The organism is Martinezella dioscoreae, from assembly GCF_009176305.1.
Lineage (GTDB): Bacteria > Pseudomonadota > Alphaproteobacteria > Rhizobiales > Rhizobiaceae > Rhizobium > Rhizobium dioscoreae.
The window spans coordinates 97,494-117,861 of the sequence record NZ_BLAJ01000009.1 but is presented as its reverse complement, the minus strand read 5'-3'; the positions used below and the strand labels follow the sequence as shown (position 1 = coordinate 117,861).

The 20,368-nt window shown below is 59.3% G+C and carries 22 protein-coding genes; 13 read left to right on the top strand and 9 right to left on the bottom strand.

What is annotated here, in order from left to right; genetic code table 11:
• Nucleotides 1-10: 10 nt before the first annotated feature.
• Nucleotides 11-550, top strand: coding sequence for an RNA pyrophosphohydrolase (locus tag GDN47_RS26225; RefSeq protein ID WP_113352827.1), 540 nt, complete (start codon nt 11-13; stop codon nt 548-550).
• 143 nt (nt 551-693) lie between these two features.
• Here GDN47_RS26225 and bfr read toward each other — a convergent pair whose 3' ends face one another.
• Nucleotides 694-1,179, bottom strand: a complete 486-nt coding sequence (bfr, locus tag GDN47_RS26220; RefSeq protein WP_069611399.1) for a bacterioferritin — start codon at nt 1,177-1,179, stop codon at nt 694-696.
• Nucleotides 1,145-1,417 carry a (2Fe-2S)-binding protein gene (locus GDN47_RS26215; RefSeq protein WP_244575290.1) on the bottom strand — a complete coding sequence of 91 codons (273 nt, stop codon included), beginning with the start codon at nt 1,415-1,417 and terminating at the stop codon, nt 1,145-1,147. Before GDN47_RS26215 ends, bfr begins: the two co-directional genes overlap by 35 nt.
• Between GDN47_RS26215 and GDN47_RS32445 the strand changes: the two genes are divergently transcribed.
• Nucleotides 1,304-1,558: a hypothetical protein gene (locus GDN47_RS32445; RefSeq protein WP_371865536.1), complete on the top strand. Its 255-nt coding sequence runs from the start codon at nt 1,304-1,306 to the stop codon at nt 1,556-1,558. The two genes, GDN47_RS26215 and GDN47_RS32445, sit on opposite strands and share 114 nt — an antisense overlap.
• Before the next feature lie 38 nt (nt 1,559-1,596).
• Here GDN47_RS32445 and GDN47_RS26210 read toward each other — a convergent pair whose 3' ends face one another.
• From GDN47_RS26210 to GDN47_RS32440, 3 genes are read right to left on the bottom strand one after another with little or no spacing between them, the layout of a single operon-like run.
• Complete coding sequence (locus GDN47_RS26210; protein WP_152094587.1) at nt 1,597-5,061, bottom strand: error-prone DNA polymerase; 3,465 nt, start codon at nt 5,059-5,061, stop codon at nt 1,597-1,599.
• Nucleotides 5,058-6,485 carry a Y-family DNA polymerase gene (locus GDN47_RS26205; protein WP_233790149.1) on the bottom strand — a complete coding sequence of 476 codons (1,428 nt, stop codon included), beginning with the start codon at nt 6,483-6,485 and terminating at the stop codon, nt 5,058-5,060. Before GDN47_RS26205 ends, GDN47_RS26210 begins: the two co-directional genes overlap by 4 nt.
• 40 nt (nt 6,486-6,525) lie before the next feature.
• Entirely contained in the window at nt 6,526-7,506 is a 981-nt protein-coding gene (locus GDN47_RS32440; RefSeq protein ID WP_233790143.1) for an ImuA family protein, read from the bottom strand.
• Between the two features lie 162 nt (nt 7,507-7,668).
• Here GDN47_RS32440 and GDN47_RS26200 point away from each other — a divergent pair, with 162 nt between their 5' ends.
• A complete protein-coding gene (locus tag GDN47_RS26200; protein WP_069611396.1) occupies nt 7,669-8,106 on the top strand; it encodes a metallopeptidase family protein in 438 nt (145 codons plus the stop codon).
• Nucleotides 8,107-8,158: 52 nt separating this feature from the next.
• Here GDN47_RS26200 and GDN47_RS26195 read toward each other — a convergent pair whose 3' ends face one another.
• Together GDN47_RS26195 and GDN47_RS26190 are read right to left on the bottom strand one after the other, a co-directional pair.
• Nucleotides 8,159-8,365, bottom strand: a complete 207-nt coding sequence (locus GDN47_RS26195; protein WP_069611395.1) for a DUF1737 domain-containing protein — start codon at nt 8,363-8,365, stop codon at nt 8,159-8,161.
• Between the two features lie 26 nt (nt 8,366-8,391).
• Nucleotides 8,392-9,336, bottom strand: coding sequence for an HpcH/HpaI aldolase/citrate lyase family protein (locus GDN47_RS26190; protein WP_152094585.1), 945 nt, complete (start codon nt 9,334-9,336; stop codon nt 8,392-8,394).
• Nucleotides 9,337-9,447: 111 nt separating this feature from the next.
• On the opposite strand from GDN47_RS26190, the gene GDN47_RS26185 reads away from it, so the two are divergent.
• The 10 genes from GDN47_RS26185 (at nt 9,448) to GDN47_RS26140 (ending at nt 18,423) form a co-directional block, all read left to right on the top strand.
• Nucleotides 9,448-9,684, top strand: a complete 237-nt coding sequence (locus GDN47_RS26185; RefSeq protein ID WP_069613878.1) for a hypothetical protein — start codon at nt 9,448-9,450, stop codon at nt 9,682-9,684.
• Nucleotides 9,685-9,875: 191 nt separating this feature from the next.
• Nucleotides 9,876-10,484 (top strand): 3-isopropylmalate dehydratase small subunit, encoded by a 609-nt coding sequence (leuD, locus tag GDN47_RS26180; protein WP_113333457.1) that lies wholly within the window; start codon nt 9,876-9,878, stop codon nt 10,482-10,484.
• Nucleotides 10,485-10,748: 264 nt separating this feature from the next.
• Nucleotides 10,749-11,567: a sugar phosphate isomerase/epimerase family protein gene (locus GDN47_RS26175; RefSeq protein WP_152094584.1), complete on the top strand. Its 819-nt coding sequence runs from the start codon at nt 10,749-10,751 to the stop codon at nt 11,565-11,567.
• Nucleotides 11,568-11,723: 156 nt separating this feature from the next.
• Nucleotides 11,724-12,836, top strand: a complete 1,113-nt coding sequence (leuB, locus tag GDN47_RS26170) for a 3-isopropylmalate dehydrogenase (RefSeq protein ID WP_112722971.1) — start codon at nt 11,724-11,726, stop codon at nt 12,834-12,836.
• 194 nt (nt 12,837-13,030) lie between these two features.
• The gene (gene lpxE, locus GDN47_RS26165; protein WP_152094583.1) at nt 13,031-13,795 is read left to right on the top strand and encodes a lipid A 1-phosphatase LpxE; all 765 of its coding nucleotides are present in this window, start codon (nt 13,031-13,033) and stop codon (nt 13,793-13,795) included.
• A 146-nt stretch (nt 13,796-13,941) separates the two neighbouring features.
• The gene (locus GDN47_RS26160; protein ID WP_083258232.1) at nt 13,942-14,196 is read left to right on the top strand and encodes an ArsR/SmtB family transcription factor; all 255 of its coding nucleotides are present in this window, start codon (nt 13,942-13,944) and stop codon (nt 14,194-14,196) included.
• Nucleotides 14,197-14,353: 157 nt separating this feature from the next.
• Complete coding sequence (locus tag GDN47_RS26155; RefSeq protein ID WP_113352835.1) at nt 14,354-15,103, top strand: SDR family NAD(P)-dependent oxidoreductase; 750 nt, start codon at nt 14,354-14,356, stop codon at nt 15,101-15,103.
• 295 nt (nt 15,104-15,398) lie between these two features.
• Nucleotides 15,399-15,908, top strand: coding sequence for a Dps family protein (locus tag GDN47_RS26150; protein ID WP_152094582.1), 510 nt, complete (start codon nt 15,399-15,401; stop codon nt 15,906-15,908).
• Between the two features lie 374 nt (nt 15,909-16,282).
• Nucleotides 16,283-17,317: an aspartate-semialdehyde dehydrogenase gene (locus GDN47_RS26145; protein ID WP_152094581.1), complete on the top strand. Its 1,035-nt coding sequence runs from the start codon at nt 16,283-16,285 to the stop codon at nt 17,315-17,317.
• A 284-nt stretch (nt 17,318-17,601) separates the two neighbouring features.
• Entirely contained in the window at nt 17,602-18,423 is an 822-nt protein-coding gene (locus GDN47_RS26140) for a lytic murein transglycosylase (RefSeq protein ID WP_092718611.1), read from the top strand.
• 111 nt (nt 18,424-18,534) lie between these two features.
• Here GDN47_RS26140 and GDN47_RS26135 read toward each other — a convergent pair whose 3' ends face one another.
• Together GDN47_RS26135 and pdxY are read right to left on the bottom strand one after the other, a co-directional pair.
• Nucleotides 18,535-19,176 (bottom strand): carbonic anhydrase, encoded by a 642-nt coding sequence (locus GDN47_RS26135; protein ID WP_113389673.1) that lies wholly within the window; start codon nt 19,174-19,176, stop codon nt 18,535-18,537.
• A 72-nt stretch (nt 19,177-19,248) separates the two neighbouring features.
• Nucleotides 19,249-20,124, bottom strand: a complete 876-nt coding sequence (gene pdxY / locus GDN47_RS26130) for a pyridoxal kinase PdxY (RefSeq protein ID WP_152094580.1) — start codon at nt 20,122-20,124, stop codon at nt 19,249-19,251.
• Nucleotides 20,125-20,368 lie beyond the last annotated feature (244 nt).

Genomic DNA, 20,368 nt, shown 5'->3' with positions numbered 1-20,368 from the left:
GGAGAGAGAAATGAGCACGCCCCACGCGCCCGTAAGAGCCGAAGACCTGCCCTACCGCCCTTGTGTCGGCATCATGATCCTGAATCGGGAGGGCTTGGTTTGGGCCGGCCGCCGCATTCCGGACGGCAATTCCGAGTATGACGGCTCACCGCAGCTTTGGCAGATGCCGCAGGGCGGCATAGATGAGGGCGAAGATCCGCTGAAGGCCGCCTATCGCGAGCTTTATGAGGAAACGGGCATGAAAGCCGTGACCTTGCTCGCGGAAGCGAAGGATTGGATCAATTACGATCTGCCGCCGCAGTTGATCGGCATCGGCCTCAGGGGAAAATACCGCGGCCAGACGCAGCGCTGGTTCGCCTTCCGCTTCGACGGTGACGAGAGCGAGATCGCCATTAATCCGCCGCCGGGCGGTCATGAACCGGAATTCGATGCTTGGGAGTGGAAGCCGATGGCCGAGCTTCCCGGTCTGATCGTTGCCTTCAAGCGATCGGTCTACGAGCAGGTGGTTTCGGAGTTCAGCCATCTGGCCGGCCTGAAGGCTGAAGACTGAACGAAAAAACCGGCCGCAGTGCGGCCGGATTCTGAAGCAATTCCAGGAAAAGTGCGTAGCGATTTTCCGTTTGGAATTGCCGGAAAACAAAAAGATAGAGTGGTTCAGAGTTTCCGTGAAAAGCCGAACCGCTCTGGTATCGATTATTCTGCGGAATCGGCGGAATCAGCGTTGAGCTGGCCATATTTGGCTTCGCCGATTTTTCCGAGCAGTTCGAGCTGGGTTTCGAGGAAGTCGATATGGCCTTCCTCGTCCGCCAAGAGCTCTTCGAACAGCTTCATGGAAACATAATCGCCGGCATCGTGACAGATATCGCGGGATTTCTTGTAGGCGGTGCGGGCATCGTATTCGCCGGCAAGATCGGCTTCCAGCACTTCCTTGACGTTCTGGCCGATGCGCAGCGGCGCCAACGTCTGCAGGTTGGGATGGCCTTCAAGGAAGATGATGCGGGCAACGAGGCGATCGGCGTGCTGCATTTCCTCGATGGATTCTGCGCGCTCCTTCTTGGCAAGCTTGGTGTAGCCCCAGTCTTCGAGAAGTCTGTAGTGAACCCAATATTGGTTGACTGCGCCAAGCTCGAGGAACAGCGCCTCGTTAAGCCGCTCGATGACTTTTTTGTCGCCTTTCAATGTCCGCTCTCCTGTTGTCTTCATGGAATTTTTTCAGGCGGGACATGAAATCAAATATTTCCGCTTCCGTCGAGTGGCGGCGGGCATGATAATCTTGGGTTGTCTGTATAATGATATCAACGACATTCGGGAAGCAGCCGCAGCAACGGCCGCGCTTTTCCATGGCGTGATAAACCTTGGCGGGAACGATGAGCTGCCAACAGTCCTGATCAAGGAGTTCGTTGATAACGTCCCGGATTTCCTTGTCGGTGATGTAATTACAACTGCAAACCAGCATTCTTCGCTCAGCCCGTCAAACATGACACCTGCTGTCTTGTTATCTGCTAAAGAAGACGCTCTTTGTCAAGAAAGAAACGATTCGAATCTGGTCCGCCCATGAGGTCATTGGCCTCCGCCGGGGATGCGGAGGCCGGAATTTCAGTGAAAATTGCGGCCTCGCGGCATGACTCTGGCCGTTTCGGCACCATTGCTGCGGCCTTCCGCCGCTGCCCCTGCAGCGGCTCCACGCGGCAGAGGGGACTTCTCCTTCTGTCTGACATCCATGGTCGGCCGCAGCGCCTCATCCGCTCGATCGCTGACGCCAAAACGCCGCGCCTCGCGCTGCAAAATACCAAGTGCCGGCGTCATATCCTCGATATGATCGACCACCACGTGGATGACGCCGCTCTCGCTCTGCAGCCGGCCACGGATCTTCACCAGCCGCGCCCCCATGACGATGGCGCGGTATTTCTCAAACTTCTTCGGCCAGACGATCGCATTGGCGACGCCGGTTTCATCCTCCAAGGTCATGAAGATCACCCCCTTGGCCGAACCCGGCCGCTGGCGCACCAGCACCAGGCCGGCGATCGTCACCATCCGCCCATTCGCCACCTTTGGCAGATCCCGGCTTTGCACGATGCCTTGCCGCGCGAAATCGGCGCGTAGGAAGGAAACCGGATGTGCTTTCAGCGATAGCGACAGATAGCGATAATCTTCGATGACCTGCTCGCCGGGCAGCATTTCCGGCAGCGCAACCACCGGCTCGACCTGCAGCTCCGCATGATCGCCGAGATCGAAGAGGGGAAGCTTTTCGGCAGCGCTGCTGGCATCGAGCGCCCGCACGGCCCATAGCGCTTCCCGTCGGCTCAAGCCGATGGAGCCGAACGCATCCGCATCCGCCAGGCGTTCGATCTGCGCCTTGGCAAGACCGGAGCGAAGCCAGAGGTCACGCACGGACCGATAACCATCGCCACGACGCTCGACGAGCTGCTTCATCTCGTCTTCGGACAAACCCTTGACCTGCCGGAAGCCGAGACGGACGGCACATTGCGTCTTGATAATACCGCGCATCGACGCGTGGCGCGGCTCGACCGCATCCTTATCGAAGCGTCCCCGCTCGAGCAGGCAATCCCAGCTGGAGCGATTGATATCCACCGGCCGCACCTCGACGCCATGCTCGCGTGCGTCACGCACCAGCTGCGCCGGGGCATAGAAGCCCATCGGCTGGGCATTGAGGATGGCCGCACAGAAGACATCCGGATAATAGGCCTTGAGCCAGGAGGAGGCGTAGACGAGCAGAGCGAAGGAGGCCGCATGGCTTTCGGGAAAACCATACTCGCCGAAACCTTCGATCTGGCTGAAACAGCGTTCGGCAAAGTCCTGAGGATAGCCTTTCGCGACCATGCCCGAAACCAGATCCGTCTTGAATTCATCGACCCTCCCCGTTCGCTTGAACGTCGCCATGGATCGGCGCAGCCGATCGGCTTTGGCAGGCGAAAATCCGGCTGCAGTGATGGCGATCTGCATCGCCTGTTCCTGAAACAGCGGAACCCCCAAAGTTCGCTCCAGAACAGCCTTCAACTCCGGACGATGATATTCGATCGGCCGCTTGTGAAGATCGTCATCCCGCCGCTTGAGGTAAGGATGAACCATGTCTCCTTGAATGGGGCCGGGACGGACGATCGCTACCTCGATGACCAGATCATAGAATTTACGGGGCCGAAGACGCGGCAGCATGCTCATCTGCGCCCGGCTTTCGATCTGAAAGACGCCGATCGTATCGGCGCGACAGATCATATCATAGACCGGCACGCCATCAGGATATTCCTTGCTCCCAAGGTCGGCGAGCGCCTTCTTCACGTCGTAATGCAACAGCAGTAGGTCGAAGGCCTTGGCAAGGCAGGTCAGCATACCGAGCGCCAGCACGTCGATCTTCAATATATTGAGATTGTCGAGATCATCCTTATTCCACTCAATCATATAGCGATCGTCCATCGCCGTATGCATGATCGGCACGACCTCATCCAGCCGATCCCGCGTGATGACGAAGCCGCCGACATGCTGGGTCAGGTGCCGCGGAAATCCCATCAGCGTCGAGGCATAGGAAAGGACGTTCCGTGTCGTCTTGTCCTTGAGATCGAGGCCGGCAATCTTCGCCTCGCGCTCGGAAAGTTCTTCCGTCGACCAGCCCCAGACGCCGCTCGCAAGAGCCGATTGCACATCTTCCGACAGGCCGAAGGCTTTCGCCACTTCGCGGCCGGCCGAACGTGCGCGATAACTGGTGACCGCCGCCGTCAGCCCGGCATGCTCCTTTTTGTAATGCCTGTAGATGAACTGGATAACCTCTTCACGCTTCTCGTGCTCGAAATCGACATCGATGTCAGGTGGCTCCTCGCGTTCCGTCGAGATGAAACGCTCGAAAAGCAAGCTTGTTATTTCAGGATTGACCTCAGTAATCCTGAGGCAATAACAGACGGTCGAATTGGCTGCCGATCCGCGTCCCTGGCATAGGATATTCGCACTGCGAGCAAACTCCATGATGCGGTGCACCGTCAGGAAATATGGCTCATATTTCCGCTCCCTGATGAGCTTGAGCTCGTGCTCGATCTGCATCGAGACCTTTGACGGGATCCCTTCAGGAAAGCGCCATCTGGCCCCCTCCCAGGTCAGTCTCCTCAGCGTTTCCGCAACGGTCTCTCCAGGAACGCTTTCGTCGGGATAATTATGTTTCAGCTCGTCCAGCGAAAAAGAAAGCCGGCTAAAAAACTTCTGCGTATTGGCGATGGCCTTCGGATAATCCCTGAAGAGGCGCGCCATCTCGGCAGCATCCTTCATGTAGCGCTCGGCATTCGCCGCCAGCCTGAAGCCGGCTTCGGCGATCGGCACATGCTCGCGGATCGAAACGACGATATCGGCAAGCGGCTTGCGCTCAGTCGAATGATAGAGCGGCTGATTGCTGGCGATCAACCGCACGCCGTTGCGCTGCGCCAGAATGGAAAGCGTGGCGAAGACCATGCGGTCCCGCCCGTCATAGGCCGGCGACAGGACCATGTGGAACTTCCGGCCGAATCGCATCCATAACCGCTTCAGGCATTGCTCCAGCTTTTCCTGCCCTTGTTGCGTCTCGACACTTTCAGCATCGGGAATAAGCGCCAGCATCATCTCGTCGCCCCATTCCGTCAGATCGGCCTCTTCGAGCTGGCAGGAACCCTTCTCGGCTCTGAGATTGCCAGCACTCAACAGCCGGCAGAGATGCGCCCAGCCCTTACGGTTTTCCGGATAGGCAAGAATGTCAGGCGTGCCGTCCGAAAACACCAGGCGCGCGCCCGGCTGGAAAGGGACCGGCTTCAGAAGCGGCTTTTCTGGCTCGCCCTTCGCTCGAAGCGTTAGATTCTTCTCAATGCCCTCCTTGTATTTTTCCCAGAGAATCTTGGTATGCGCATGCGCCTTAACGACGCCGGCAACCGAATTGCGGTCGGCAATTCCAAATCCCGACAGTTTCAGGATGGCGGCCTGCGCCACGATTTCCTCTGGATGCGAGGCACCTTCGAGAAAGGAGAAATTCGTTCTCACCCCGATCTCAAAGAAGGGCACGGGTTCGTGGAAGCTCGGACGCGCGTTCATGCGAAGACTCCATGCATGTACCAGTCGGGCGTCGTGCCGCCTCGGCCATAGAGCCCCTTTCGGAACAGCCAGAAACGATGGCCTTCCTCATCTTCGACCTGGAAGTAATCGCGGTCAGGTTCTTGCCTTTCCTCGAGCCACCATTCCGCCGAAAGCCGCTCCGGCCCTTCGGCCCGGCTGACCCGATGCATGATCCGCCGCCAGCGAAATTGCCGGGGCGGGCCATCGGGCACTTCGGCAGCAATGGTTTCGACCAGTTCCGGCATGCGAAACAGCCGCAGCGGCCGCTCGCCGCGGAAGAAGCCAGACCCGGCATCTTCCTGGACTGTCCGCCGCCTCGATGCGAGGATAGTCATGGCCGGCAGCGGTCGCACGGCTCGTTCGGGGATATGGCTCTGCCGCAGCTCGAACCCTTGCAGGCAGTCCGGCCCCAGCCGGGCGGCCACGCGATCCACAAAGGCGGCAAGCGAGCCTTCCTGACGATCTCCTCCGACAAAATCGCCTTGCATGGCATCGAAGGGCGCATGCTGAAGCACATTCAGGCGGATGATTTCGAAACCATAGCCGACATCGAGATCGTCATGAATGGCGCCGAAGCGCTCAGTGAATAGGCTGGCGATCCGGCTCGGCTCACGCAACGGCTGCGATGCGCCGGCCGCGATGCGGAAGACCGCGCCATCCACACGGAAGAGCAGGAGCTCGAAGGAGCGACCGCCGATGCCGCGGGCTTCCAGCCCCGGCTTCAGGCTTTCGGCAAGCTGGCGGGCAAGCTGAAGAATATCCTCTTCGGCCTGCACCGGCTCGGCCAGCCGGCGCTCGGCCGACAATTGCGCGACCGGGCGGCGCGGCGAGATCGGCTCTTCGACCAGACCGACGGCCTGATCGAGCCGCAGCAGCAGCTGCGCGCCGAACCGGCGGGCAAGGGGCGCTCGTGGTGCGGCCAGAAGATCGCCCACCTGCTTCAGGCCCATCTTCTGCAAGGCTGCAATAGTCTCCTCGCCAAGCCGAAGACATGCGACCGGCAGCGATGCCAATGCCTCTTCCATGGCCTCCGGCGGAACGATACGGCTCTCGTCAAAGCGGGCAACGGCCCAGGAGAGGCCGGGTGCGGAGGAAATGGCGCCGCGCACATCGAAGCCCAGCCGGGAAATCCGGATCAAGACATCCTCGAGCAGCGCCTCTTCACCGCCGAAGAGATGGGCGCAGCCGGTAATGTCGAGAAACAGCCCGTCCTTGCCGTCGATCGCCACCAGCGGCGTATAACGGTCACACCAGTCGGCGATCGCTTCCAGAAGCTTGCGATCCGCCGCCGGATCCTCCTCGACGACATCGAGATCGGGACAGATCGCCTTTGCCTCGGCCACGCCCTGCCCCTGTTTCAAGCCGATCATTTCAGCCCGTTCGTTGAGCGCGGTCAGCCGCATGGCATTGTTGAGCTTGCCGGCACAGGCGAGCGGCGGCGCTTCAAGCCTGCCTGTCGAACGCCAGGACAGACCCCAGCGCTTGCGCGCGATCCGGTCGGTCGGCAGATGCGGAAAGGTCAGCGCCAGAATGCGCTGCGTGTTCGCCGGGAAAGGCAGGGTGCTGAACATCGGAGACAGGGGCAAAGCGGCGGTCATGGGCATTCCACTCCAGGGTTATGGAAAGGGGTGCCGGGTTTCGGCTCTTTTCCAAGGTCAGACGAAAGGCCGGATGACCGATGCTGCCGCCAAGCACCGATCCGTCCGGCAGGGGCCGCGCCTGCGCCGGCGCGGGTTCGACGGAAAAGCGGAAGAGGGCGCTGCTTGCTTCCTCCTCGCCTCCCTGTCGCAATAGAAACAAGGGCCGCCCCGCCGCCTTGGCCCTCAGCGCCAACCGCCGGCTTTCGGTCAGGCCGAAACGGGCGGGATTGCCGCGTACTTCCAGTATGATGGCGGCAAAGGCAGCACTGCCAAGCGCCGCCTCCGCCACCCAGAGCGCATCGTCCAGCTTGCGGGGCGACGCCTGCAGAAAAGCCTGAGGCTCCAGCCCAAAATCGCTGATGCCGATGGCATAGGGCAGGCCAGCCTCCATCGTCGCGACCGTATCGCCGATCCACAGAACCGGAGACTTGGCCGGGACCGTATCCGAAGCTTGCGCATGCAGCCGCGCGGCAAGCGCCAGGGCAAAACCACTGGCCACACCGGCATCGCGGAGGCCGAGCGAGCGGATTTCCGTCAGCGCATCGAGCGGCAAACCGCCTTGCAGCGCCGCATCGAGCTCGTCGACACCGATCGGAAGGAGCGATTGTTCACGCATAGGCTGGATATGCAGGGATTTCGCAATACCCGCCATCTGCCTCGCCGGCTTGTCTGCCAGCGTTTCATGCGCCGCAGCCGCCAGTGCCGGGATCGGCCTGCCTTCCAGTCGGGCAATGGTTTCACGCAGGGCGAAAAGCGTTTCCCGCGCCACGGCAGCCTCGGCCATGACGTTCACTCCAGATCGATAATGTTCCTGTTATGTTCTTATGGATTCCAGAGCTTGCAGAAAGAGTCAACACCATTTCATGAGAAAATATTCCTCTGCCGCAATCTACACTCGTAAAAGCGGCGTAAAGTCTCTATATGACCAGCCAAGGAAGGAATATTCATGGCTCGCGTCGACCAGAGCGAAGATTGGCGGGATCGCCACTCGCCCTCCATCAGTACATTCGAATCCCTGGCAATGGAGGCTTACAGCCACCTGCCAGACGAATTCCGTTCGCTCACCGGTGATCTCGTCATCCTCATCGAAGATTTCCCGGATGACGAGGTATTCGAGGACATGGCGCTGGAAACGCCCTTCGACCTGCTCGGCCTCTTCGAAGGCCGCGGCATCTCGGAGCGCTTCACCGCCCAGACGGGGGACATGCCCAACAAGATCCGCCTCTATCGCCGGCCGATCATCGATTACTGGGCTGAGAACGAAGAAACCCTCGGCGACATCATCACCCATGTCCTGATCCATGAGATCGGCCACCATTTCGGCCTGAGCGACGAGGACATGGAGCGCATCGAGGCGAGCGCCGAGGAAGCGACGGATCGCTGATATCGGTCCCGGCCGCAAGACGATCGGGAAGAATGAGAATTTCAGCCGGTGCTTACTGCTCGGAAAGCTTCATATCCGGATCGTAATCCTTGCCGGCCACGTCCTTGACGACAGCCTGACCGCATTCCATCCGCCCGCTTGCTGAATTGAAGCCATAGGTCGGCGAGCCGTATAACTCCCAGCCCTTGTTCAGCGCCGCGCTTACCTTGTGGCAGAAGGATGCGTCATCGGGGCCGGTGAGAAAGCGGTAGAGTTTCATCAAGGCATCTTTCTTGTATTTAGCAATCAGACATCGCTACGGGGCGTTCCGGCGGCGCCCGAAGAGCGCTGCTCGATCAGGCGAGCTTTATGGACGAGTCTCTCTGCCTGGACAAGATGCAGCCGCTCCACCATCCGCCCGCCGAGGTTCACGACATTGAGAGTGGCGGCATCCGGTGCGGCGAAGGCGGCGATGATGGATTCCGCCTCGGCAACAGCGGCCTTGTCAGGGCCAAAATGCCGGTTGGCGGCTTCGATCTGGCTCGGATGAATCAGCATCTTGCCGGCAAAGCCCATGGCAACCCCCTGGCTGCATTCTGCCTCGAATTCTTCGGTATCCTTGAAATCGTTGAAGACGCTGTCGATGGCCTCGAGGCCGTAAGCGCTGACGGCCAATATCACTTGCATCAGCCAGGGCACGAGATAGGGACGGCCGGGCTGCGTCAGGACGCCCGTTTCCTTCCTGAGATCGTTAAGGCCGACGACGAAACAATCGAGCCGGCTGCCGGCCGTGCGGCCAGCCTCGGCGATCGCCGCCGCATTCAGGATGCCGCGCGGCGTCTCGATCATCGCCCAGATGCGCAAGTCTTCCGGCGCATCGGCTTCCGCAAGCCGGTCACTGACACCAGTCACATCCTGCGGCTCACCCACCTTCGGCAGCAGCACCGCATCCGGCTCCAGCTCCACGACCAGCGCCATATCCTCAGCACCGAAGTTCGAGGAACGCGCATTGATGCGGATGATCCGCTCCTTGCCGGGAAGCGGGGAGGCGGCAAAGAAGGCCCGCAGATTTTCCCGCGCCTCGGCCTTTTTCTCCGGCGAAACGGAATCCTCGAGATCGAAGATGACGGCATCGCAATCCAGGCTCGAAAGCTTGTCCAGGGCACGACGGTTGATGGCGGGAACGCTCAAGACGGAGCGGCGCAGACGGGCAGGGCGGGAAGGGGAGGTTTGGCTCTCGGATTGGCTCATTGTGCCGTTTTGCCGCGCTTTTAATCGACAAGCAAGTCAACAAAAAGCCATGCTCCTCTTGCAGATGGCAGAGATGAAGACCACATTGCTTGGTGTAGAGAGGTCTCGACCATGCAGAATATCCGTTCCCTGTTCATCGCGCTTGCCGGTATCACCGTGTTTGCGGCCATGGCGCTGCTGACCGTTTCGGTCACGCTTGCTGTCGGTGCTATACTGACCGTGCTAATGGCGGCCCGCGCGATCTCGCTGCGCATGAAGCCGGCACCGGTGCGCGCCAAGGCGAAGACGAACGGCCAGCGCGAAATGCGCATCTGGAACGACGGTCGCGGCACCATCATCGATCTCTGAGATTGAAACAGGGCAGGGCGGCCTATTGCCGAATCCCTTGATCATGTGTCCAATTCAGGCCACGTGCTGAAGGGCAAAGCGTGCAAAGGGCCGCGTTTGAGAGCATTTCCAAGATTCTCCTTCATTTCGGGCCGGATTTGCTCTATTGGCAGGATAATTCGTGCTTAGACGAGAATGAAGGCAGGACCCCCATGGACAAGTTCGTGAAGTTGACCGGTGTCGCAGCACCCCTCCCGGTCGTCAATGTCGATACCGACATGATCATCCCGAAGGATTATCTGAAGACCATCAAGCGCACGGGTCTTGGCAAGGGCCTTTTCGCTGAAGCCCGCTACAATGAAGACGGTTCTCCGAACCCGGATTTCGTGCTGAACAAGCCGGCCTATCAGAACGCCAAGATTCTCGTTGCCGGCGACAATTTTGGCTGCGGCTCGTCGCGCGAGCATGCCCCCTGGGCACTGCTCGATTTCGGCATCCGCTGCGTCATCTCGACCAGCTTCGCCGACATCTTCTACAACAACTGCTTCAAGAACGGCATCCTGCCGATCAAGGTCAGCCAGGAAGATCTCGACAAGCTGATGGACGACGCCTCGCGCGGCTCCAACGCCATTCTGACGATCGATCTGGAAAACCTCGAAATCACCGGCCCGGATGGCGGCTCACTGAAGTTCGAACTTGACGAGTTCAAGCGTCACTGCCTGCTGAACGGCCTTGATGATATCGGCCTAACGCTGGAAAAATCCTCCGCGATCGACAATTTCGAAAAGTCGAACGCCGCATCGCGCCCTTGGGCCGCCTGATCGATTTCATCACTATTTCGCGTTTCGAAGCCGGGCCTTGTGCCCGGCTTTTTTCATGCCAAAACGCCCGCCGCCTGCAGAGAGAGGGAACTATCCGCGGCTGCGGCACCTCAGGGAGCGGAAAACGCAAATCCCGGAAACGGGACACCATCTTTCCCAACCGTTGTAATATGATCGACAAGAAGGGGGTTCATACAGGCGTGCCGAGACCTTCGGGCCTCTTCTCCCGCCCTTAAATCTTCTCCACGCAAATGGAGCCTCTCCATGACCTCCCTTCCCATTGTTGGCGCCGCCATGACGCTCGACGACGTCGAAATCCATCGTAACTGGTTGCTCGAAAAGCCGCGTGACCTGGAGCTGCAGAGCTTCGTTGAAGCCGAAATCCTCAACGGCGACTGGGCTCCGCTGGCCGACCGCGCCCGCAAGCTGCTTGACGGCCATCAGGGCCGCCTCGGCATCCACGGCCCGTTCTGGGGCTTTGTCATCGCCTCACAGGACCCGGACGTCCGCGGCGTCGTCACAAAGCGCCTGCTGCAGGCACTCGACGTCTGTGCCAATATCGGCGCCACGCAAATGGTCATCCATAGCCCCTATACGTCGTGGTCCTACAACAACCTCGATAACAACAAGGGCGAGCGCGAGAAGATCATCGAATATACGCATCTGACGCTGAAAGAGGCCGTCAAGCGCGCCGAAGACATCGGGCTCACCATGGTCATCGAGAACATCGAGGACAAGGATCCCCATATCCGCGTCGGCCTCGCCGACAGCTTCAATTCGCCCGCCGTCGCCGTTTCCATCGACACCGGTCATGCCCATTACGCCCACGGCTATACCGGCGCTCCGCCGGTCGACTACTACGTCCACGCCGCCGGCAATCGCCTGCAACATGTCCACCTGCAGGATGCGGATGGCTATGCCGATCGCCACTGGAGCCTCGGCGAAGGCAACATCCACTGGCGCGCCGTCTTTGCCGCTATTGCCAAGCTTAACAGCAATCCGCGCCTGATCATCGAAATCAAGGACAAGTCGAAGATCCCGGCATCGGCCGCCTACCTCGCCTCGCTCGGGCTGGCTGAGTAAGGATAAGCAACGCGAGCCACCCGCCCTCGTGGTCCAAGGGCGGGTGACTGGTCTCAAAAGCCCGAAAACCGTACCGTTTCGACCCCTTCCTCGCTTGAAAAGCCGCATTTGCAGGTCTAAAAACCCCGCAACTTTTTCTTTCGCGGAGGCTTTCCCATGACAGTTCGCAATCTTTTCCTCCTGCCGGGCGATGGCATTGGCCCCGAGGCCATGGGCGAAGTTCGCAAAATCATCGCCTATATGAACGAGGCAAAGAATGCCGGCTTCGTCACGGATGAAGGCCTTGTCGGCGGCAGCGCATATGATGCGCATGGCGCTGCCATCTCCGAAGAGGACATGCAGAAAGCGCTTGCCGCCGACGCCGTGCTCTTCGGCGCCGTAGGCGGCCCGAAGTGGGATAGCGTTCCCTACGAAGTGCGTCCTGAAGCCGGCCTGCTGCGCCTGCGCAAGGATCTGCAGCTCTTCGCCAACCTGCGCCCGGCCATCTGCTACCCGGCGCTGGCATCGGCCTCGTCACTGAAGCCGGAACTGGTCGAGGGTCTCGACATCCTGATCGTGCGCGAGCTCACCGGCGGCGTCTATTTCGGCGAGCCGAAGGAGATCATCGACCTCGGCAACGGCCAGAAGCGCGGCATCGACACCCAGGTCTACGACACCTACGAGATCGAGCGTATTGCCGGCGTTGCCTTCGAACTGGCGCGTACCCGCAACAACCGCGTCTGCTCGATGGAAAAGCGCAACGTCATGAAGTCGGGCGTGCTCTGGAACCAGGTCGTCACCGCGACGCATAAGGAAAAATATGCCGACGTGCAGCTCGAGCACATGCTCGCGGACGCCGGCGGCATGCAGCTCGTTCGCCAGCCGAAGCAGTTCGACGTCATCGTGACGGACAACCTGTTCGGCGACATGCTGTCCGACGTCGCCGCCATGCTCACCGGCTCGCTCGGCATGCTGCCATCCGCTTCGCTCGGCGCGCCCGATGCCAAGACCGGCAAGCGCAAGGCGCTCTACGAGCCAGTACACGGCTCCGCGCCCGATATCGCCGGCAAGGGCATTGCCAACCCGATCGCCATGATCGCTTCCTTCGCCATGTGCTTGCGTTACTCCTTCGGCCTCGTCGCTGAAGCCGATGCGCTGGAAAAGGCGATTGCCAACGTGCTCGACAGCGGCATCCGCACCGGCGACATCATGTCACCTGGCAGCCGTCAGGTCGGCACGACAGAAATGGGCGACGCCATCCTCGCCGAATTCAAGGCCCTTTCGGCGTAAGCCAGGTAGATCGCCTGGTATATTTCACGTGAAACACGAAACCCCGTTCCGCGAAGAACGGGGTTTTTTCTTGTGAACGGGATAGGCGCGTCTCAGCTCGAGATCGCCGCGACGCTCCGTCCTGATTTTCTAAAAAACTGTAACAACAACCTGCTATCAATCGGACCGATTGGAAATCGACATAGGCACTGATTATGCAGGCGATCTTGACGTCTCTCGACAGGCGTTGGCGGCGAAGTGATGCTGCTTTTGCACCATCCCATTGGAAAATATGCCTTTTTCTGACCGCCAATATCGTCCTTCTCTCGGCTCTCCTGTTCGATTGGCCTGTCGGCGCCACCCTTAAAAGCCTGTCACCCTGCCTTCGCTTCGTCGGCGGAATGTTGACGGATTTCGGCGATTCCGGATGGATCCTTCTCATCAGTGCCTTCCTGTTTTTCGAAGGTTGGGCTGGCAGCAGGCTGCTGTATTCGCAGCGCTGTCGCTGCCAGGCACTGCGCATCTGCCAGATCGGCGGCTATCTCCTGACGACCGTGGCGCTTTCCGGTATCCTCGCCAATTTGCTGAAGCGCACCATTGGACGCGCCCGCCCCACGCATTTTGCCGATTGGGGACCCTTCGGCTTTTCGCCCTTCAATGGCCGCGCCAGCTTCGAAAGCTTCCCCTCCGGCCATGCGACCACTATCGGCGCTCTATTTGTGGCGCTTGCCTTCCTGTTTCCTCGCTATCGCTATATCTTCGCCGCCTGCGCCTTATGGCTTGCGATCACCCGCGTCATGGTCGGCGCCCATTATCCGAGCGACGTGGTGGCCGGTCTGGCGCTCGGCGGCTGGTTTTCCTTCGTAACGGCGATCATCTATTCCCGCTACGGCTTGCTTTTTCGCATCAACGCCGCCGGCTGGCCGACGCCGCGCTTGCCACTATTCAAAAGCGGCAAGACGCGACAGGCCGATTCCTGAGCCGATCACGGCTGCTGCGCAAAGGTTGCCAAGGCCCTCGCACATTCATATATCTGGCAGAATAGGGATGACCGAAGACGGTCAACCCGATTTCGTTTGCGATGAACACCATGGATGCCGGGCCAATACGTTTAAGCGAAAGGCAGATGGGATTGATCTCCCGGGCACTTGCCGAACCGCGACGTGTGCAGATCTTGAAGGAGATCGGCACACGGAGCGAGCCCATGCCCTGCAGCCTCCTAAACGAGTGCCACGCCGTCAGCGCCGCGACAATGTCCCATCACATCAAGGAACTCGAGAATGCCGGGCTCATCGAGATCCAGCGCGAAGGTAAATTCGCCAATCTCGTGTTACGTCGCGACACTCTGAACGCTTATATGGCGGAACTTTCCAAGATCTGACAATTCCTTACACGCCATCAGCATTTCTTCTCGTGGCTCTTGTATCAATTAGATGATTATCTAAATATCAAAGTGACGGTGCGATCGGTTTTCGGGTCGCATGCGCCAAATGATTCGATGATTGTAAAATTGTCTAAGTTTTTCGAAGGAAAGTGACATGAGCAAACTGGCAGGCAAGGTCGCGATCGTGACTGGAGCATCCAAGGGCATCGGCGCCGGCATCGCCAAGGCAATGGGCGAAGCGGGCGCGGCCGTTGTCGTCAATTACGCATCGAGCCGCGAAGGCGCCGACAGGGTAGTAGCCGAAATCACCGCCAAGGGCGGCAAGGCGCTCGCCGTGCACGGCGACGTTTCCAAAGCCGAAGACGTCAAACGCCTCTTCGCCGAAACGAAACAGGCATTTGGCCGCGTCGATATCCTCGTCAACAATGCCGGCGTCTACCAATTCGCGACCATCGAGGAATTCACCGAGGAAGAATTCCACCGTGAATTCAATATCAACGTGCTGGGCACGCTGCTGACCACGCGGGAAGCCGTCAGGTATTTCGGCCCGGAAGGTGGAAATGTGATCAACATCGGCTCCAACGCCGTCAGCATGAACTTGCCGACTGCCTCCGTCTATACGGCAACCAAGGCCGCGGTCGATTCCATTACCAAGATCCTCGCCAAAGAGCTCGGGCCGCGGAATATCCGGGTCAACAACCTGGCGCCGGGCGGCGTTGAAACAGAGGGTGTCGTTGCGGCAGGCGTCATCGGCAGCGACTTCGAGAAGCATCTCGTCTCCCAGACGCCCCTCGGCCGTCTCGGCCAGCCGACCGATATCGCTCCGGTCGCCGTCTTCCTCGCTTCGCAGGATGCCGCGTGGGTGACCGGCGAAACCCTCTATGTCGGTGGCGGTCTGAAGTAGCCGCTATTCGCGGTGCTGCCTTCCGAGAGGAGGCAGTTTGCCGGGCGCGACACAACCGCGCGCCTGGCCAATACATTAGCAAGCAATTGCCAAACCACCTCATTTTCCTATTTAGTAAAGACGTTCGGGTTTTCCGCTTAGCATCGCAGTTGATCGTGCCGCGAAGCGACAGCTCGGCTGTGAGATTTAAAATGATCCTGTCTTCAATGCGATCCCACGCAGCAGCTGATGTCATCGAACTCCCCTAAGATCCGCCGACGATCGCTGTCGTGAACAACAAATGGAGGACGTCTTTATGAATACTGCCAATACCAAATCGAAATTGGGCACTCGCACCAATCTCAGCGAAGAAGCGACGCGCGATGTTTCCGCGGCTCTGACCGCGCTGCTGGCGGATGTCTTTGCTCTCTATTTGAAGACTAAGAATTTTCACTGGCACATGAGTGGCCCGCATTTCCGTGATTATCACCTGCTTCTCGACGAGCACGGCGATCAGATTTTCGCCATGACCGATCCTATGGCCGAGCGTTGCCGGAAGATCGGCGGAACGACCCTCCACTCGATCGGCCAGATCGCCAAGCTGCAGCGCATTCCCGACAACGACGCCGAATATGTCGATCCGCAGGACATGCTCGCCGAACTGGCTGACGATAACCTCAAGCTCTCCGCCGAAATGCGCGCCGTCCACGACGTTTGCGACGAATATGGCGATGTCGCCACGGCCAGCCTTCTGGAAAACTGGATAGACGAGACCGAGCGCCGCACTTGGTTCCTGTTTGAAACCACGCGCAAGTCCAACCGCTGACACCGAAACGGCACGCCTTCCAATTTGATAAGTTGAAGGCTGGTTTCGACGCCTCCGATTTCCTCGCTTCCGCACCGATACAAGCGAGGAAATCCTTGACTCCTGTGGAAAACATCTTAGAACCGGCGACGGAAAAGGAAGACTTCCATGGTTCGCTTCGAACAGCTCGATAGCTTCAGTCACCTGGCGCAATGTGCCGGGCGGGATGTCTATTTTCCGGTTTCTTCCAAAACCAAGGCCAAAACGACGACGAAAACCGTCTGACGTCTCTGGCCTGCCGCTCTCTCCCCGGCTCGGCCGGGGACAGGAACCGGTCGTTATGGCTGCGGTTCCCCCCTCGCCAAAGAGGAGAGAAGAGAAAGAGAGCTTGAGAAATGGGTTTCAAAGTTGCAGTAGCGGGCGCGACCGGGAATGTCGGCCGCGAAATGCTCAATATCCTGGCCGAACGCGGCTTCCCGGCCGATGAGGTCGTGGCACTCGCATCGGCCCGCTCGCAGGGAACCGAAGTTTCCTTTGGCGACCGGACGCTGAGGGTTTCCAACCTGGAGAACTACGATTTCTCCGACACCGACATCTGCCTGATGTCGGCCGGCGGCGACGTTTCGAAGAAGTTCTCGCCGAAGATCGGCGCCCAGGGCTGCGTCGTCATCGACAACTCTTCCGCGTGGCGTTATGACGCCGACGTGCCGCTGATCGTGCCGGAAGTGAACCCGGATGCCGTCACGCAGTTCACCAAGCGCAACATCATCGCCAACCCGAATTGCTCGACCGCGCAGCTCGTCGTCGCCCTGAAGCCGCTTCATGACTTCGCCAAGATCAAGCGCGTCGTCGTCTCGACCTACCAGTCGGTCTCCGGCGCCGGCAAGGACGGCATGGACGAGCTGTTCAACCAGACCCGCGCCGTCTTCGTCGCCGATCCGATCGAGGCAAAGAAGTTCACCAAGCGCATCGCCTTCAACGTCATCCCGCATATCGATGTCTTCATGGAAGATGGCTACACCAAGGAAGAATGGAAGGTGCTGGCCGAGACCAAGAAGATGCTCGACCCAAAGATCAAGGTCACCTGCACGGCTGTCCGTGTGCCCGTTTTCATCGGCCATTCGGAATCAGTCAACATCGAGTTCGAAAACGAGATCACCGCCGATCAGGCTCGCGATATCCTGCGTGAAGCGCCCGGCTGCCTCGTCATCGACAAGCGCGAAAACGGCGGTTATATCACGCCTTACGAATCCGCCGGCGAAGATGCGACCTATATTTCTCGCATCCGTGAAGACGCGACCGTCGAGAACGGCCTCAACCTCTGGGTTGTCTCCGACAACCTGCGCAAGGGTGCCGCGCTCAATGCCATTCAGATCGCCGAATTGCTCGTCAATCGCGGCCTGATCAAGCCGCGCAAGCAGGCTGCATAAGGATCTGTAAACCAATTTACGGTTTATCAACCCTCTTTGGGTAAGCAGGTTAGAACGGAAGCCCCGCCATTTCGGATGAAAGGCGGGGCTTTTCTGAATGATTTTGGCGGCGATGTTTCACATGAAACGAAAACATCACTCGCTAAAACATGATGACATGATGGTCGGATGCTGGCATGGTCCGGTGGCGACTAAACGCGCGTGATCCCCTGGCTTTCAAGGGTTTACGCGCCATTGAAAACGGTTACCGCGTTCGCACCGCGGTAAGATTTCGGGGACACTGAATGCGCTTCACAAAATCTGGAATGGCAGCTCTCGTGGCGGGCGGATTGCTGCTGGGAATGCCGCTTGCGGCAAACGCCGCATCTTGCGGCAACACTTCCGCCGGATTCGAGAATTGGGTGCAGGAATTCAAACGGGAAGCGCAGGGACAGGGTGTTAGCCCTTCTACCCTCGACAGGGCCTTCGCCAACGTTCATTACAACCAGCCCACCATCCGCGCCGACCGCGGCCAGAAGAGCTTCAAGCTTTCCTTCGAGGAATTCATGAAGAAGCGCGGCGGCCAGACGATCATCAATCGCGGCAAGAGCATGAAGCAGGCCAATGCGGCCCTCTTCGCCAAGATCCAGAAGCGCTTCGGCGTTCCCCCAGGCCCGATCATTGCCATCTGGGGCATGGAAACCGGCTTTGGCAGCTATATGGGCGACCAGCATACGCTTTCGGCCGTCTCGACGCTTGCTTATGATTGCCGTCGTTCCGCGTTCTTTACCGAGCAACTCTACGCGGCCCTGAAGCTCGTCGGCGAAGGTTATCTCAGCCCGTCAGCACGCGGCGCGGCTCATGGCGAAATCGGCCAGACGCAGTTCATGCCGAAAAACGTAGTCGCCTTCGGCGTCGACGAAGATGGCGATGGCAGGGTCGATCTTGTCGGCTCGCGCGCGGATGCACTGGCCTCGACCGCCAACTTCCTGCGCGGCCATGGTTGGCAGCCGGGTGCCGGTTACCAGCCCGGCGAGCCGAATTTCTCCGCCATTGCTGGCTGGAACGACGCGAAGGTCTATCAGCAGGCGATTGCCTATATCGGCCAGCAGATCGACGGCAAGTAAGCCTGATCTCGTGAATCAAAAAAGGCGCTGCGACCAGATGGTCTGCGGCGCCTTTTTCGTTTGATCCACCTGCCGTCCTGCCAGGCGCCTGACTCCTAAACCTCAGGCCTCTTAAATCTCAGGGCGGATGAAATCGCGCGTGGCCGGATCCATGACCCACAGCTCGCCTGTCGAAATATCGAACCATGCGCCGTGGAGATTGAGCTTGCCCTCCTCCTCACGTGCCTTGATTTCCGGAAAGCTGCGCAGATTGTCGAGCGAATTGCGGATCGAAATGCGCTCCAGCGCGGTCTGGCGCTCGGTCTGCGTCATGATGTCATTGCTCTGGATCTGTTCGGCCGCGGGCTTCAGCAGCGCCATCCAACGGCCGATGAAATCGCCCGGCGACAGCGGCTCCGCGTTCGGATCAAGTGCGGCGCGAATGCCGCCGCAGCGGCCATGGCCCATTACGACGATATCGGAAACCTTGAGCGACAGAACGGCGAATTCCAGCGCTGCCGAAGTCGCATGGAAATTGCTGTCCGGCTCGTAGGGCGGTACCATATTGGCGACGTTACGGATGACGAAGAGTTCGCCCGGTCCGGCGTCGAAGATGATCTCCGGCGCCGAACGGGAGTCACTACAGGCTATCACGAGGGTCGATGGGCTTTGGCCAAGCTCGGCGAGAGTGCGATAGCGTTCGCGCTCATCGACGTAACGCCCGCTCATGAAGTTGCGATAACCGTTCAGAAGGGTGTCGGGAAAGCTTTGCATGATATTGGATTACAATGCACTTCGGCCGATGGCAACTGCTGCGCTGCAAAAAGCTCCCGCCGCTTTCAGCCGTTACTTTTTCTTCCGCTGCGCCGGGTGGACGAGATGCCTCAGCTGCACCATCGCCATTGGCGTCGACAGGCTTGCGGAATCGACGGCAAGCGTCAGCTCGTTGCTGCCGCGTTTGACGGCGCGCGCCAGCACTTCAAAGACGCTGGCCGTCGTCAGCTGTAATGCCCGCTCCTCATCTATGCCGGAAAGCAGGCGCGACAGGAACACGGCAGACAGGAGATCGCCCAGTCCATTCGGCGCGCCTTCGACGCTGCGATGCTCGGCAAGCAGGGCGTTTCGGCCGCTCAGATAGAGATTGCCGATGCCGCCGGCCATCATCGGCACGGCAGACGTCACCAGCATGCGCGACGGGCCAAGCGCAAGAGCCGCCTCCATGATGGCGTTGTTATCCTCGAGAGGCGCTCCCGCAAGCCAGGCAAGCTCATAGCGGTTCGGCGTTGCAAGCGATGCCAGCGGGATCAGGTGGTCGCGGATCGCTTCCGCCGTCGCCTGCGGCACATAGAGCCCGCCGGCATCGCCGATGACGGGATCGCAGGCATAGAGAATATCCGGGTTTTTCTCCCGCAGCGCCTTTACCAGCCTTGCAACGGAACGCGCCTGCGCAGCATTGCCGAAATATCCCGACAGAACAGCCTTGACCTCGGAAAGCCAAGGTGCGGCGATGAGATCGTCGATCGCATGGTCGAAATCCGCCTCGTTGAAGGTCAAGCGCGTCGAACGTCCATGACCGGGATGCCACGGCAGAACGATCGTCGGCAGCGCCCACACCGGATGGCCAAGCGTCTCCAGCGCGAAAACGGCGGCGCGATTGCCGACGGACCCTCGGACGACGTGGCTGGAGATGACGATAACGGCGCCGGCGGACAGTTGCGACATGATGCTAGCTTTCAAGTTCAGGGCTTCAAACTGCCATGGCGCCGTTGATGATCCCTTTGGCGGCACTCTGTCAACCGCACTTCACAGAGTCATGAAAACCTCTGTTGACGAGTTGATTCCGCCAATGTCACACCGATGATATCCGCTTTGCATCGAGATCGCGCGTTTGGGCAAGATTTTTAAAGAAACCGGCCAAAATCAGTCCGAAAGCAACCAAATTCGCATTCTTTTTGCCAGTTTTTTC